Source organism: Gilvirhabdus luticola (assembly GCF_040117515.1).
Lineage (GTDB): Bacteria > Bacteroidota > Bacteroidia > Flavobacteriales > Flavobacteriaceae > Gilvirhabdus > Gilvirhabdus luticola.
This window is the reverse complement of the sequence record NZ_JBEEEN010000005.1, coordinates 1-17709: the sequence shown is the minus strand read 5'-3', so window position 1 is coordinate 17709 and position 17709 is coordinate 1. Positions and strand designations below refer to the sequence as shown.

Below are 17709 nucleotides of genomic sequence, written 5' to 3'. Positions count from 1 at the left end.
AAATCGATGAAACGCACTTTTTTTTAACATTTTAAAACAAAAAAACACCCTAAAATGCATAAATAGTGCCTTTAAGGTGTTTTGTTTCAGTTAGTTTAAGAAAATTTAATGTTTTATGATCAATTTTTTAATGGCAATATTTTGGTTTTTATCATTGAATAATTGAACAAAATACATACCATTGGTTAAGTTATTAACCCTAATGGTATTGTTCACGTTAAAATCCGATATTTCCTTTACTAGTCTTCCTTGTATATCAACAAGTTGAATTCGACTAATATATTGGCTATCATGCTGTTTTGTAATAATTTTAAAAGAATTAGAAGTAGGGTTTGGAACTAGAGAGAATGCAAATTCTTCTTTCTTAAAATCACTGTTAGTTAATGTAGTACCAATAAATTCTAATCTTTCAATATTACCTGCATCGGTTACACAATACATGGTTACTCCATCGAGATTAAAAGCAATATCTCTATATCTCGTACCACTCGCTGAATGAAACTCTTCATAAACCTGACTTTCAAGAGCGTCACCTGAAACATTTAATTTAGATCTAAAGATCTTATTTCCCTTTAGAGTAGGTATGAAAAGTGATTTATCCCAGTCAGGAATTAGACCTGCTTCATAGATGTCAATACTTGATGGCGCTACAGTTGGCCAGCTTAAATAGCCTCCTGTTGGTTCTAAGGTAACGGTACTGTTATAAGTTCCTACAGGTTCTTGAAAATTTGTCGAAATAGATGGGTATGACGTAGATTCGTCAGTATAAGGACCTGGACAACTATTTGCATTATAAGACCCACAATTTGCTGGGTAAGCAGACCAATTGCAATAAGCATATCCTAAATCGTCATTATAACCCGAAATTAGAGGCCAACCATAATTTTGTCCTGATAGAATAACATTTATTTCATCATCAGTTTTATCACCATGTTCCGAAGAATACAATTTACCATCTGACCCGAAAACCAAGCCTTGTGGATTTCTGTGCCCATAAGTATAGACATGACTTTGAACTAAATTCAAAGTAGGATTATCTGATGGAATTGTACCATCTAAATTCATTCTTAAAATTTTGCCTTCGTAGTCTGAATAATCTGATGAACTCGTAGGAAGATATTGTGATCTGATTTCATTACAAGCATTTCCACCTCTGTTTTTTTCTTGATCCCCAATAGAATAATACAATTTCTGATCTGCAACTGGTACATTTGGTGGTCCAATTATCAATCTACCACCGCTATGTCCAGTATTACTACCTTCAAAGTCTTCTAAAACTGTGTATGCACTACCACTATCTAAAAAGCCATTTCCACCATTATAGTTATAAGTATATCTTGCAATACGTACTTTTAAGCCACCTGACGAGTAAGAATATGCTAAATAGACATAATTGTTAGTTGTAGTAGTTACATCTGCATATAAATCAGGATGTATGGCCATTCCCAACAATCCATTTTGACTATGGTCATGTGTCACTAAACTTGTTATATCTAACATATAGGACTTTGCTCCACCATTCACAGGGTCAACTCTAACTATATAACCATCTTTTTCAGTAATCCATAAATAGTCATCTGGCCCATAAATCATTTCAAAAGCTTCATTTATACCACTACTTATTGAGGACACGTTCCAATCAGGGCCACTAGTTGTAGGCGTATAAGTGATGTTGTCTGCCATACCATCAACCGTAAAAGTATAAGGGTTTTCGTCATTATCATCATTAGCTATGCTAATCGTTGCTGAATGAGATCCTATAACTGTTGGATTATAAAGTACAGTAAAAGTTTCACTGTTTCCTCCCGTAATAGTATTAGAGCTTGGTTGAGCCGCTACAGAAAACTCACTATCACCTGAAATATTTACAATAGGTGAACCAGAAAGCATTAAAGTTGTCGCTGCTGGTCCTAAATTTTTTATTGAAAAATCTTCTGATGAAGAAGAGTTTGGTGGAATTGTTCCAAAATCAAAACTCCCACTATTATTTACCGTTGTATCTCCTTCGTCTGCAATTTCTATTTCAGGTAGATTGTCTGCACTAATAGTAAATTCCCAGCCGTCGCCACCATCGTTGGTTGCATCACTAAATACTGTGACTGTTGATGTAAAGCTACCTATTGAAAGCGCATTAAATGTAATTTCAAATGTAGGATTTGGTCCTCCTTTTGCAATGCCAATAGGCGTTGGATCAGAAGTAATGCTGAAATCGCTTGAATTAGATAACGTAATACCTGAAACATTTAAAGTAGTATTGCCAGAATTCTGACTATTGTCTATAGTGAAAGTTCTGGTAGCACTAGATTGAAAATCTGTATAATTATTAATTTGAGGACTATTGGAACTATTGTCTCCAATGGATTGCCCATTACCTAATACGTCTATTTGTTGAGCATTGTTTGTTTGCCAGCAAAAAGTTGATAGTAAAATGATAAAAAATCGCGTAAAATTATTCATAAGTGGTCAAATCTTTATTTGGGTTAATATTGTTTAAAAATTATCAGTGTCAAATATAGAATAAAAAACAATAAAATACCGATTAAATGCAAAAAAATCGGATGAAATACATAATAATTAAATAACTAATTCAAAATCAATTATTTATAAAACAAAAAAACGCACTAAAATTTTAGTGCGTTTTTAACATTAACATCAATGTTTTATAATTAATCTATCAATTTTGATAATACCTCCATTATCATCTGTTAACTTCAATAAATACAGACCTTCTGATAGATCCTGAATATTGAGGTTTTCTATTTTACTGGTCATTTTTTTCTCTTTAACAAGTTGACCAGTAATATTGTATAAGCTAATATCGATATTTGATTTTGTTTCGACTTGCTCAATAAACAATTGAGACGAAGCAGGATTAGGATAAATCTTTATAGATTTTCCAAATGTGGAAACTGATTGCTTAACATTGTTACCTCTTGCTGCAATATTTATGCAATAGGATACAACTCCTAAATTCACACTCATTGTAACGTCAGAATTTCCATCATACCCATCAGAAAGATTTACGGTAACAGAATTTACAATTCCTGTTATATCAATATTAGCAGAGCTAACATTGGCTCCACTATATGAACCAGCTGATTGTTGTACGCTGTTTTCATCTAAATACGTTACACTTACAAAGTCTATAAATCGGTTGGAAGGCTTACCATTTATGACTTGATTAAGACCACTAATTGTGAATGAAACATCTTGACTATCAGTTGGTAAATCTAATGTTGCATTATTGCTACCAGAACCAGAATGAGTTAATGGATTCGTTCCGAAGACATCTGTTTGAGGATCACAAACTGTTTCTAAACAATCTGGAATTCCATTTTGCGGATTTACATCAATTGTGTCATCAAAACCTGGGCATACATCATCTGCATCACAAACACCATCGCCATCACTATCTGTAAAAGTTCCTTCACAGTCACAATCTACTGTGTAAATATCATTAATCGTACAGTCATCTCCATCATCGCAAGCAGTTCCAATTAATGTGTCATCAAATCCTGGGCACTGATCAAGAGGGTCACAAACACCATCATTATCTGCATCAGGTTGAAGGTCACCAGCACAGTCACAGAATGAATCATATACATCATTAATAGTACATTCATTACCATCATCACAAGAAGCTCCAACTAAACATTTGTATTGAATCTTCATTACAACTCCTGGATTTTCCAAAGATTGAGGGTTTGTACCAGAAGGACCAGACGTACTACCACTTGAATCGGTAATAGCATAAAATGTTATACCGTCCGGACCAACTACAACATCTCTGTAACGATCGTTTGATGAATGAAACTCTTCATACGTTTGACTTTCCAATCCGTCTCCAGCCACATTTAGTTTAGCTCTGAAAATAGTTCCTCTTTTTAGAGTGGGGATTAACAATGAACTTCCCCAATCTGGAATTAATCCAGCTTCATAAATCGTAATGCTTGATGGTGCTACAGTAGGCCATTCTAAAAACCCTCCTGAAGGATCCACACTTACAGTACTATTATAAGTGCCAATAGGTTCTTCTAAAATAGCGGCAAGGGCATTATTCGAGGCATCAAATTCAGGTATTGGTGTTACAGCAGATGGACAATTATGGTCACTAAAATTTCCAGAATTGCAATTTGGATCACTTGACCAATTACAGTATGCATAAGCTTGGTTGTCATAGTAACCTGCAATATTTGGCCATCCATAATTTCCGCCAGCTACAATAATATTCAACTCGTCATCAACTTTGGCCCCATGTTCTGAAGAATATAAACTGCCATTTGATCCAAAAACAATCCCTTGTGGATTTCTGTGACCATAAGAATAAATATGTGTTTGAAATCCACCGAGAGTAGGATTATCGGAAGGAATAGAACCATCCAGATTCATACGTAATATTTTTCCTTTGTATTCTGAAAAATCACCTACACTAGTTGGAAGGTATTGTGCACGTATCTCGTTACAGGCATTTGCAAATTGATTAGAACCTTGATCTCCAGCTGTGTAATATAATTTCATATCTGGACCAAATATTAATTTACCAGAGTTATGGTCGTTACTTGCATCAAAACCTTCAAGAATTGTGGTCGCACTTCCACTGTTCAAAAGACCTGTTGCTGAATTATAAGTGTAGCGAGCAATTCTTAATTTTCTACCACTGGAATTATATGTGTATGCCAAATAAACAAAGTTATTCGAAGCGTTTAAATCCACATACAAATCAGGGTGAATAGCCATTCCCATTAAACCATCTTGACCAGCAGTTTGATAAACCAAACCACCAAGATTGAGCATAACAGTTTTAGAACCTCCTGAAACGGGATCAATTTTAACCACTGTACCACCGCGTTCGGTAATCCACAGATATCCATCAGGACCAAATTTTATTGTATTAGGATTAGATAGTTCTAAATCTGAAGTAATATTGGTAACTGTCCAATCTGGACCACTTGTTACTGGTGTATAAGTAACATTGGTTGCGTTGCCCTGTATTGTAAAAGTATATGGGTTTTCGTCAGGATCGTCATTTGTAATGGTAACCACTGACGACTGTATTCCACTTGTAGTAGCAGAATAGGTAATGGTAAATGTTGTACTGAATCCATTTGCTACAGGAGAGCTATATGAAGCTCCTGAAAATGAAAAATCTGTTGTATTGGATAATGAAATATTTGAAATATTTAATAAGTCTGTGCCAATATTATTTATAGTAAATGTTTTAGAAAGTTGTGAGCCAATATTAACATCTCCATAGTCTGTATCATCACTAGCTGAAGGAGTTGTATCTCCATTAACAATTTCAATACCATTTCCTTGAACTTCTATTTCTGGCACGGGAACAATTGCGGAACCTTCTATACTAAAGGTATATGGATCTTCATCACTATCACTATTATCTAAACTGATTGTTGCCGTATGAGTTCCGGATGATAAAGGATTATAATCAATTGAAAAAGTAAGGCTATTTCCACCTGTAATTATAGTATTTAGAGCAGGTTCAGAATTAATTGAGAAATATCCAGAGCCACCAGAAATAGCTATTCCTGAACCATTATCGTTTATGGTAAGATTAGTAGCTGCGCTACCAAGGTTTTCAATTGTAAATATATGGTTGGTTAAAGAACCTACGGAGACTGTACCAAATGATGTATCATCACTTATAGATGGAGAGTTGTCCCCATTAGCAATACTATTACCTAAACCTGTAATATTTATTTCAGGTTCTGGAGCAATGCCTGTTCCTTGTACAGTAAATGTATAAGGAGAATTTGTGCCATTAAGAAAAGTAATAGTTACAGTAGCTAATTTTATACCACCAGTTGTAGGACTGAAGGAAATGATATGGTTTATTGGAATGTCATTTCCTTTAAGGCTTCCAAGGTTGGAACTTGTAGGCGAAAAAGCTAAATCTCCAGTTAAAGTAACAAGTATATTATTTAATCTCCTGTTTGGACTTCCTCCACCAGCCGTATTATCCAATACAAAAGTATTGTTCTTTGTTGAACCAACTTCAACATTACCAAAATCGGTATTGTCAAAAACAGAAGGTGTAATGTCTCCACTTGAAATAACATTATTATTACCAATTACTTCCAGCGTTCCTTGAGCCGCAAGAGTGTTAATAAAAAAAAGTAGTGTAAATGAGAGAAAAAAGGTTTTAAAATTAGAGAGATAATTTAAATACATAAACATTTATTTTTTGGTTAGAAAGGCTTTTATATAGCATATAAAATTAAGTATTAAAGTTTCTAAATTTTATAGATTTGTTGGTGAAAATATAGAACTTATTAACCGTTTTAATAACAATTAAAAAGAAAAGTGGCTTGAAATTTAATTTCAAGCCACTTTTGATATATAAACGATCTTTCTATCTATTTAAGAACTACTTTCTTGGACAGAATACCTTTTTCGGTTGTAACTGATACGATTCCATAATTAGTATTGATGTGCTCTAGAGGAATCTTAATACTTTTTGTATTTATATTGTTTTGAGTAAACAATTGCTTTCCTAATATACTAAACACCTCAATTTTTTTTATAGTTAGAGAGCTATTCGTATTAACGTAAAGCATGTTTGTATTCCTTAAGTAATTAACTATAGTTGACCTAGTCTCACTTTCTTCAATAGACAAAGCTGCATTTTCATAGGATTGGTTGTCGTCTTGAAAGGCGATGTAAAATCTATCTAAATAATCACCACTACTAATGTTTTTAGAGAAATTTAAGTCATTTATTGGAGTATAAGTGTCAAGCACTGTATCATAAATGAAAACATCAATGGTATTACTAAAATTCTCTAAAGAGGTTAACGAAATTTCTATATTTCCTGAATTGGTTAAAAACAATCCTAAAGGATATTTCTTCGTTTGATCAAAAGCTCCAACACCTTGAATAACATAACGGTCATCTTCGATCATCCAATTCAAATCATCTGGAAAATCATCTGCTACCATTCCATCATAACCATAATCAAAACCATCTGACGCAGCATTGTTAGTTGTAAATGCCAATAGCAAATGTCTTACATAGCCGGTTGGTGTTGTAAAATCTATTCTTACACGCTGTATCGTACTAGATTGTGTTGCCTGATTATTACTGGTATTATTGATTGCATTACTTGTTGTTGTAAATGCTGAAATACCAAAAACTAAAATAATAGCAAAAGCAAGTTGAGTAATTTTTGTCATAGATTTGGGTTTTGTGTTGACAATTAATTATTTAACGTTAGCTAATATAAGTTTTTTACAGGTAAAAATCTATTAAATGCAGGATTATTCGATGAAATGCATATAATTTAAAAGATTGAAAATAAAAAAAGTGGCTTTTTTAGCCACTTTTTTTATAAGTATTCTGTAAAAATGATTAGTGCTTAATAATCACTTTTTTATTAGTACTCTCGCTTGCGGTACTCTCTACTTTAATAATGTAGTTTCCATCAGCGACATTTTTAACAGGTATTGTAAATTCTTGAGACATTGGTGTGTTAGTAATATTCCACGAACCAACAGTCTGACCAACAATATTGATAAGATACACCTGTCTTACTTCAATGTCATTAGGTGATTTTATATATATTTCTTGAGTTTCATTTAAATAATTTACAATAACCTGATTTACTTTGAGTATTTCTTCATCCTCTATACTCAAGGAGTTTTTATTAGCAAATGCTAAATAGAATCTATCAAGATAATCAGCAGCATCTAAAGTTATTTCATAATCCTTAATGTTTATTTTGGTATACGTACCTAAATATGAATCATAAATGTAAACTTTAACGTTGTTATCAAAATTTTCAAGATCGGTTAACGAAACTTCTATTTTACCAGAATTGGCCAAATATAGTCCTAATGGGAACAATTTAGTTTCATCAAAATCTCCAACACCCTGTATGACATAAGGATCTTCTTCCATCAAGAAGGACATATCATCAGGGAAGTCATCTGTGTTTGGAGCATCATAACCATAATCAAAACCATCCGTGGCTTTGTTGTCAGGCACAAATGCTAATAACAAAGGTCTTCCAAAACCATCTGGAGCTTTAAAGTTAAGCCTTACACGTTTTATCTTATCTTCTTCAGAACCAACTGGCGGAGGAGGAGCCGAAGCACCTTTTGTATTAGTGCCGCGAACAAAAATTGAACCTTCTTGACCAGCGACTGAACCTTCTCTCACAAAAATCCTTTGACTATTTTTGAATCTGACATTGGTGGAGTTTTGTGAACTTGCACCATTTACAAAGAAACCTTGGCCAACTGGAATATGATACTCTGGTGTTTTGGTTGGAGCTCCTTGCTGACTAATAATAGGATGTGAAGTAGCAGGTGTCCCTCCAGATAAATTAAGAATAGCATAACCACCTTCATAAAGTTCAGTGATGTGTGTCTTATTTAATGTATAATGTTCCCAGAAATATATTGTTCCTGTAGTACTTCCTGTAGACCCTGGATTTCCACCAGGTATATTGTCTAGGATAAATTCACGAGAATCTATAGCTGAAGGGTAAGGATTACCAATAACTGCAGCTCTGTTAGGACCAACTTGAGTATCTATCGTATTATTATGCGGTTTTCCTATAAACACATAGTTTTGGGTACCTAAAAGAGGAGTTCCAATGGTTTGGCCTACACCGCTACCTTTCATAGTGTAGCCATTGCCAACTGGTATCATTCCATTGAGCCCAACTGAAACCCAGCTATAATAATCGCCAATAGGTTGATTAATATAGTAAAACTGCCAATAATCATTCAATCCAATTGGTGTTATTCCATCTCCACCAAGACTATATGTACTTAATTCTAAAATATCTCCATTCACTGACCCCGTGATAGGAGTTATTGGTAATGGGTTATTTGAATCCGATCCATCCCGAAGTACACTCAATATACTATAGTCAGCATTGTTTGCTGAAGTATTAGGCCATCCACTTACTGGAGATGCCCAATAGTTATAGTTATAAAAGTTAACTGTTCCTTGTTGATCTCTTTCTAAAAAGCCTTCACTATCTACTTCAAGTAAACTTTCATTGACTTGATTAGCAAAATAACGTTTTTGAACTAGTTGAGATTCACCAATTAAATCTATTGATCCATCAAGATCTAGATAATGAGTTACCCATAGACCATGACCTGTATTAGTTTCATCTTGAGTGCCTTGAGCAGTAATTGTTAATTCACTATTTGGTTCAACTAGTAAGCCTAATACAGTTATATCTCTTGGACTAGTAGAAGTGAGATCAGATTCCACATCGTGATATGTTCTTACTATATTCCAATCAATTCGGGTCGTGCCATCAATTCCAATAGCGTTAGGATAATCCCAAACAGTGTGACCCCATAACCAAGGAGATGTAGCATCAGAAGCGGTGTCGTACCAGTTTCCGGTATTATCCGTTTCATAAGGTAATGGTGAATTTTCTAATTGCCATGTCGTAATATTTCGCATTTGACCATCACGAGTGCCTGCATTTGCTAATAAATAACCATTGGCAACATCTGTACCCTGATTCATTCGATAGTAACCATCAAGGTTAGCCCAAGTTAATGCTGCTGGAGGACCAGGAATATCAATAGGAATTACAGCACCTTGTACATTTCCACCATTATCTATTATTTCTTGATTCATCATATGACGAATTTGATTTACAGATAGCTCGACATTCCAAATTCTTAATTCATCCAACCAACCGGAATAATAGTATAAAGGAGTAGGATTGCCGCCTCCGGCTGATTGATCCATGGCGCCCATAATGCATTCAAAATTATTCGCTATTGGAGGAGGCCCAGATGCTGAACCAAGTTCAATACCATCAATATACATTTTGTAGTTGGTTGTGCCATCATAAGTCACAGCAACGTGATACCATCTATTGGTACTAATAGTATTTGTATGTGTAAATGATAAACCGCTATTCCAATTAAAGTAAATTTTATTTCCTACCAAACTTAAATCATAACCATCAACATAAGTGGAAGCATCTCTTTTAGAAAGTATAGTTTGAAATGCATCGTTTGGTCCACCAGAATTAGTTGTAGGATCTGGTTTTACCCAAATCTCTATACTAAAAGGGCCTGCATCTAAATCAAAATCATTTCTAAAGGTGACGTTATCGTCTATACCATCAAAGTCTAATGTTGCACAACTTGATAAGTTAATGATAACACTATCGGAACAATCTCCACCAATACCATGAACCGTCCAAGTCAATTCATATTGCCCGCTAGGCCCACCAAATTCTGCTCTAGGATCATAGATACTAGGGAAGAAATAATTTGCAGGATCTTCTAACGTCCAATCTGGAATACCTGCGACCGCAGGACCAGAAGTAATACTCCATTCTCCAGTCGCACCAGTTCCAGCGTAATCAAATGCGTCACTAGTTGGAACAGTATACAAACCTGGCGTCCAATTGCCACTTGTCTGTAATTCTTGTGCGTTCAATCGCGCTTTTTTAGTATTATCATAAGCATGAAGTTGAGCAGGAGCACCACAGCCACCAGATACCGTTTGATCTACACCTGCATAAGCATAATCTACTGTAAGAGGCACATCTTCAGAACCTCCAGCACAACCATTTATTAAAGTGGTAACCGTATATATTTGATACCCTGGAGTGATAGGTTGATATGCAAAAGTGTTGCTAGTAGATACAACAGAGCTCCATTGGTCCGTCCAAATTACTGTGCTGCCACCACCACTACCTGGTAAAGTAATTCCATCTATGGCCCATGTACTGGTACAGTTTCTTACTAAAGTGAACCGTATTCTTAAATTTGTTTGCCCAAAGTAATCGCTTAAATCCAGAGAAACATCATTGAAATCTGTATAACTACCTGCACCTGAATCTGCTGGACCTGTAATAGTCGGTCTTAAAAATTCAGTGTAAGTGACACCACCATCTAATGAAATTTCTATGATGATTTCAGCCGCTGGTGCAGGTTCTGTAGTAGTCATTGTTTCATCTGTGTAACAAGCGGCCTGTGGTCCTGTTATATTATAGGCTTCTCTAAAATCTAGAGTAGCATTTTGCAAATCCATTAAACTAAAGATAGGAGTTTCTAATGTCGTTATTCTATCTCCATCTGAATTATATATTACAGGATGACCACCAACGCCTGTAACATTATAATATCCGTTCGCAATTCCAAATTTACCTTCGTTGGTTGACGGAGGTCCTGGGTCATCATTATCGTATAGTATGCCGTTAAAAGTTTTTCCATCATTTGTCACTGACCAATTGTTTGGATTTTCGCTATTCGCAGAAGCGGATAATTTACCTAATTCACCATCTACCAACCAGCCATTAGGATCAGTAGTGTTTAATTGCCCTTGGTCAAACCCACCTTCTTGATTAAGTTGTTCTACTCCATAACTAGTTGATGCAGACATGCTTGAGGTGTCGCCATAACAGAATTCTGTTGGGTTGGCAGTAACTGGTTCTGGTTCTAAATCAGGAGGAATTACGCTTACATAGGCTACAGATGAATAACCTGCGTTGCCACAAGTACCACCAGTTGAAAAGACAACGCGATAGCTTGTCAATCCGATAAGACCTGTAAAGTCATAAGTTAGAATATTACTGTCAGGGTCGCCATCACTAGGAGCTGCTGTAAAACCAGATCCTGTATTATATTCCCATCCTTGAATGAACGGAATATAGGCAGAGTCAATATGTAATGTCAATGTTCCATCTCCTTGGTGACAAGCAATGATCTCGCTGCTTATTGGACCCATTTGTCGAGGAATATTTTGATCCCATGCAAAACCATCTAAAAGCGCATCACCCAAATCAGGAATTATTGTAATTTCTACGTCATCAGATACAGCAGGGCAAGGACCAATAGGGTCATTAGTTGTATACGTTAATATTACAGTACCTGCTATCGCATCGGCTGCACTAGGTGTATATATGGCAGTCGTTGAATTGTTATTAAATGAACCAGTACCACTTGTCGACCAAGTACCAGAAGATGCACCACCACCAATAGTAGCAGCCATAACAGCCGTTCCTGTTTCACATATAGTTTGATCTGTTCCTGCATCAACTGTAGCTTCATTACTTACATTAATTGTTCTAGTATCTGATATAGCAGAACATGAATTTGCAGGATCATTGGTTGTTAATGTTAAAGTTACGATCCCTGAAAAATTAACAGCTGGTGTATAAGTAACATTTTGTGGATTAGCCGTTTGTGCTGTACTGCTTAAAGTTCCACCACCAGAAGTAATAGACCAAGCTCCTGTTGTTGCACTTCCTCCAACACTTGCACCAGATAATGCAATTGAACCTGGTGTTGCAGACTGGCAAATATCATCTGGGCCACCTGCTTCAACCGTAGGAGCTAATTCAACATTTATAGTTCTTGTATCACTATTTGCTGGACAAGTACCAGGTGCATTGGTAGTTAATGTTAAAGTAACCACACCGGTAAAATTATTGGCTGGTGTATAGGTTACATTTTCAGGATTTGCTGTTTGAGCCAAACTGCTCAAAGTACCTCTACCAGAGGTAATTGACCAAGCACCAGTCGTTGCACCTCCACCTACACTTGCTCCTGAAAGAGTGATAGAGCTAGGAGTTGAAGATTGGCAAACAAAGTCAGGACCACCTGCTTCAGCAGTAGTTATCTGATCAACAGATAATGTTGCTATTCCCGAATATGCATTTGAACAGGTTCCTCCAGGACTTGAAATGACAACATCATAATTTCCAGCATCTGCTAAAGTAATACCATTAATAGTGTAACTTGTGTAAGCAGGTCCCGAAGCTCCACCAATGTTGACACCATTTTTACGCCATTGGTAATTCGCAATCGATCCAGTGGCCGCAACGGTAAATGTAACATTACTTCCTTCACAAAGCGTTGCCGAATCAGGCTGATCAGTAATATTGATAACTTGATTTATATTAAGTGTGACATTAGCAGATTGAACACTTGAGCAAGAGCTATCGCCACTTACAATTACATAATAAGTTCCAGCATCACTTAAATTAACCATATTAAAGCTCAAAACATTAGTAGTAGCTCCAGAAATATTTGCTGAATTGCTTACCGCTCCACCAGGAGATTTGTACCATTGATACGTGAGATCATCTCCCACTGCTACTACTGAAAAACTTGCAGGTTCAGTAACACAGACACCAACATTGGAAGGTTGTGTTGTTATTACTACCTGATCTTTAATTGTTAAAGTCATACTGTCGTTCACAGCCGTACACGGACCAGCAGGATCGTTTGTTGTGTAAGTAAGTACAACAGATCCAGCAGAGATATCAGCAGGACTCGGCGAATAAACAGCAGTTGTTGAATTGTTATTAAATGTACCAGTACCACTTGTTGACCACGTAGCAGAGGAAGCACCACCATTAATATCGGCAGCCATAGTTGCAGTAGTGTTGGAGCAAATGGTTTGGTTGGCTCCAGCATCCACAGTGGCTTCAGGGTTGATCGTTAAAGTCATCGAGTCATCCACAGAGGTACAAGGCCCAGCAGGATCGTTGGTTGTATAAGTAAGTACAACAGATCCAGCAGAGATGTCTACAGGACTAGGTGAATAAACAGCAGTCGTTGAATTGTTATTGAATGAGCCAGTACCGCTTGTGGACCAAGTTCCAGAAGATGCACCACCACCAATTGTAGCAGCCATGGTTGCAGTGTTGTTGGAGCAAATGGTTTGGTTGACTCCAGCATCAACGGTGGCTTCTGGATCGATCGTTAAAGTCATACTGTCGTTCACAGCCGTACACGGACCGGCAGGATCGTTTGTTGTATATGTTAGCACAACAGATCCCGCAGAGATATCAGCAGGGCTAGGTGAATAAACAGCAGACGTTGAATTGTTATTAAATGAACCACCACCACTTGTAGACCAAGTTCCAGAAGATGCACCACCACCAATGGCGGCAGCCATAGTTGCAGTATCAGTAGAACAGATAGTTTGGTCAGAGCCAGCATTTACTGTAGCTTCAGGGTTAATTGTTAAAGTCATACTGTCGTTCACAGCAGTACACGGACCGGCAGGATCGTTTGTTGTATAAGTAAGCACAATGGAACCAGCAGAGATGTCGGCTCCACTCGGTGAATAAACAGCAGTTGTTGAATTGTTATTAAAAGAACCAGTACCACTGGAAGACCAAGTTCCAGAAGATGCACCACCACCAATAGTGGCTGCCATAGTCGCACTATCTGTAGAACAGATAGTTTGGTCAGAGCCAGCATTTACTGTAGCTTCAGGGTTAATTGTTATGGTGCCTGATTCTGAATCAGGAGCACAAGTTCCTGTAGCCGTTACGGTATAATTAAATGTGCCAGTAACTGTAGGCGTGCCACTTATAGTAAAATTACCTGCACTATAAACCCCAGATACTCCTGCAGGTAAAGAGCCTGAAGTAATTGATGCACCTGTCCCATTAGTGATGCTGAACACAATTGGTGAAATAGCTGTATTAAAGCAAATAGTTTGATCTTTATTAGCTGGATCACTAATTATTGTGTTTGGGTTGACAGTAACAGTAGTTGAACCAGAAATGGATTGAGTACAAGATAAGTTACTAGTATAGGCAACAGAGACTAAATTATATGTAGAAGTAGTTGATAACGCTCCAGTATTTAAAGTTGCATTTCCAGAACCATCTAAAGCAATAGTTTGAGAGGCGCCACCATTAACATTGTATGTAACCGTTGTATTTGGTTGACCACTAAACTGAATGTTTGTATTAGATCCTTCACAAATGGTAGTACCACCAGAAATGGTTACGGCATCATCAACAATATATATGGTCATAGTATCCGTCACTGGATTATTTGCACATGTTCCAGAAATATTTCGACCCGTAATAGTTAAAATTACCGTGTCACCAGGATTTAATCCGCTTGGAAGTGTATAATTACCTGTTAATTGATTGTTTACACTTCCTCCCGGAAATGTCCCACCACTAGGACTATCAGTCCATCCAAAATGTCGAGCTTTTGTAATTGCTCCATCTATAGCACCTTGCAAGGTAATTTGAGTAGAGGAAGCACAAATATATTGATCAGGTCCGGCATTTACATATGCAAAGTCTGCTACCGTTAAAGCTAAAAAATTTGAAGTAGAACCACAAGGATTAACCGCGGTAACGGTAATGTCACCGTCTATAGCAGTATTAGATACATTAACTGTAATATTTGTGGTACCTTGTCCAGAACTAATAGTATATCCAGATGGAACTGTCCAATTGTAGCTTACGGCACCAACTACAGGTGCTATAAAATAAGATTCTGGTGTTGGAGGACAAATTCCAGAATTTCCTGTTATTACGCCAACGGCAGCAGGCATGCTATCATAAACTTCAATAGTTCCACCTAAACTTGTACCACCACAACCTGTTGTATTAACCGTATAGTTATATGTTCCTGCAGCAACCGTTGCGATACCACTTATAGTATATACACCAGTTCCTGAATTATATGACCCAGAAACACCAGCAGGTAAACCACTAACATTTGCACCAGTTCCACCACCACCAATTTGATATTGAATATTGGTTAAGGAGTTAGAAGTATTAGCACAAATATCTTGATTATTGTTTCCTGTTATTAAACTTATAGTTGCATCTGGATTTACAGTAATAACAACTGAATCCGTGTTGTAACAACCAGTAGTGCTATTTTCACTTCTCACATAGTATGTTGTAGTAGAAGCAGGGCTTACAGTTGAAGATGCCAACGGATTTGAATCATTATCAGCATCAGCTTGACTTGTATGATAGGTTCTATTAGTTCCTGAAGCATTTGTGATAGTTGCTAAATCAATACTACTTCCAACACAAATAGCTTGATCATCTCCTGCATTCACAGCAGGTAAAGTATCAATTGAAATATCAATAGAATTGGTTGTAAAACAACCCGTAGCCAATTCACTTCTCACATAATATGTAGTAGCCGAAGCAGGACTTACCGTTGCAGAAATTGCACCAGTGTCATTGTCAGCATTTGCTTGAGTAGTATGAAAAGTGACAGTTGTACCGTTGGTGGTCACCAAAGTATTTAAATCGATACTTGTTTGACTGGTTGCACAAACAGAACCATCAATAGTACTTAAAGTAGGTAATGGATTTACCGTAATTGTTACAGTATCTATATTTTGACAGCCATTGGAGTCGGTACCAGTAACAGTGTATGTTGTAGTTACTGATGGTGAAAAAGGAACATTATTGGAAACACCATTGTCCCAAGAATATGTTGAAGCTCCACTTCCAGAAAGTGTCACAGAATCGCCAAAGCAAATGGTTTGATCACTTCCGGCATTTACGTTGGGTAGCGGGTTTACAGTAATAACAACTGAATCAGTATCATAGCAACCAGTAGTTCCATTCTCGCTTCTCACATAGTATGTTGTAGTAGAAGCAGGGCTAACGGTTGAAGATGCCAGTGGATTTGAATCATTATCGGCATCAGCTTGACTTGTATGATAGGTTCTATTAGTTCCTGAAGCATTTGTGATAGTTGCTAAATCAATACTACTTCCAACACAAATAGCTTGATCATCTCCTGCATTCACAGCAGGTAAAGGAATAATAGTAATATCAATAGTATCGGTTGTATAACAACCTGTAGCCAATTCACTTCTCACATAATATGTGGTTGCAGAAGCAGGACTTACAGTTGCAGAAATTGCACCAGTGTCATTGTCAGCATTTGCTTGAGTAGTATGAAAAGTGACAGTTGTACCATTTGTGGTCACCAAAGTATTTAAATCGATACTTGTTTGACTCGTTGCACAAACAGAACCATCAACAGTACTTAAGGATGGTAAAGGATTTACCGTAATTGTTATAGTATTACTTGTAGCATTAGCTGGAGAAGGACATTGTACCTCCGACGAAGGAGTCATGATTAAATATACTTCATCACCAGCATTCAAAGTTGTTGTTGTATATGTTGGGTTGGTTCCTACTAACGTTACACCAGGAGTCTCATTCAGATACCAAGCATACGTTGGATTTAGTCCCATATTCAAGGTAGATGCACCAACTGTTGAAAACGTAACCGATTCTCCCGGACATATTGCGGAATTCGTAGATTGAATTGCAACTGATGGAGTAACGGTTGGATTGACTGTAACGGTTATAGAATTGCTAACAACACCACACGCAAATAAATTAGAGGTCATAACTACAGTAACCGTATCTGCATTGGCCAAAGTACTAGTAGTAAAGGTTGAATTGGTTTCACCTGGTTCGTCAATACCATTAATCTGCCATTGATATGAAGGAGTACCATATGTTCCTCCAGGTGTAGCGGTAAAAGTTACCGGAGCAGAATCACAAAAGTTGCTTGGATCACTTGGGTTAGAAAGAATGGAAACAGAGGCTGAAGTACTTGCATCGATCACGGTAACCGTCGCAGTACAAGAAACAGAATTTCCATTGCCATCATCAACGGTTAAAGTTACCGTATTTGTACCAATATCATTACAATCGAAATCTTCTATATCTAAACTTAAGTTTGTTGTTCCGCAGTTATCACTTGAACCGTCGTCAATTTGAGCTGCTGTAATACTTGCTAAACCTGTTGAAGGATCTAAAGCAACATTAATATCTTGACATACAGCATTGGGTGGTGTTGTATCATCAATAATCACATTTTGATTGACATTTATAGAGTTCCCATTTCCATCATCAAAGGTCCAAGTCACCACAGTTGTACCTTGAGTTGTAATTGGGAATGT

Annotated in this window: 4 protein-coding genes; all 4 read right to left on the bottom strand. The window is 36.8% G+C overall.

Annotated features, from left to right (window positions below):
- Positions 1-105: 105 nt before the first annotated feature.
- The 4 genes from AAFP94_RS09450 to AAFP94_RS09435 all read right to left on the bottom strand — a co-directional run bounded on the left by AAFP94_RS09450 (position 106) and on the right by AAFP94_RS09435 (position 17679).
- Positions 106-2457, bottom strand: coding sequence for a PQQ-dependent sugar dehydrogenase (locus AAFP94_RS09450; RefSeq protein ID WP_316662397.1), 2352 nt, complete (start codon positions 2455-2457; stop codon positions 106-108).
- A gap of 195 nt (positions 2458-2652) precedes the next feature.
- The gene (locus tag AAFP94_RS09445) at positions 2653-6186 is read right to left on the bottom strand and encodes a PQQ-dependent sugar dehydrogenase (RefSeq protein WP_316662396.1); all 3534 of its coding nucleotides are present in this window, start codon (positions 6184-6186) and stop codon (positions 2653-2655) included.
- A 185-nt stretch (positions 6187-6371) separates the two neighbouring features.
- Positions 6372-7187, bottom strand: coding sequence for a hypothetical protein (locus tag AAFP94_RS09440; protein WP_316662395.1), 816 nt, complete (start codon positions 7185-7187; stop codon positions 6372-6374).
- Between the two features lie 175 nt (positions 7188-7362).
- Positions 7363-17679: a LamG-like jellyroll fold domain-containing protein gene (locus AAFP94_RS09435; RefSeq protein WP_316662394.1), complete on the bottom strand. Its 10317-nt coding sequence runs from the start codon at positions 17677-17679 to the stop codon at positions 7363-7365.
- Positions 17680-17709: the final 30 nt, after the last annotated feature.

What these genes read in the sequence shown, in the direction of transcription:
- AAFP94_RS09450 (WP_316662397.1), bottom strand. Translation starts at nt 2,457, where the DNA reads ATGAATAATTTTACGCGATTTTTTATCATTTTACTATCAACTTTTTGC.
- AAFP94_RS09445 (WP_316662396.1), bottom strand. Translation starts at nt 6,186, where the DNA reads ATGTATTTAAATTATCTCTCTAATTTTAAAACCTTTTTTCTCTCATTT.
- AAFP94_RS09440 (WP_316662395.1), bottom strand. Translation starts at nt 7,187, where the DNA reads ATGACAAAAATTACTCAACTTGCTTTTGCTATTATTTTAGTTTTTGGT.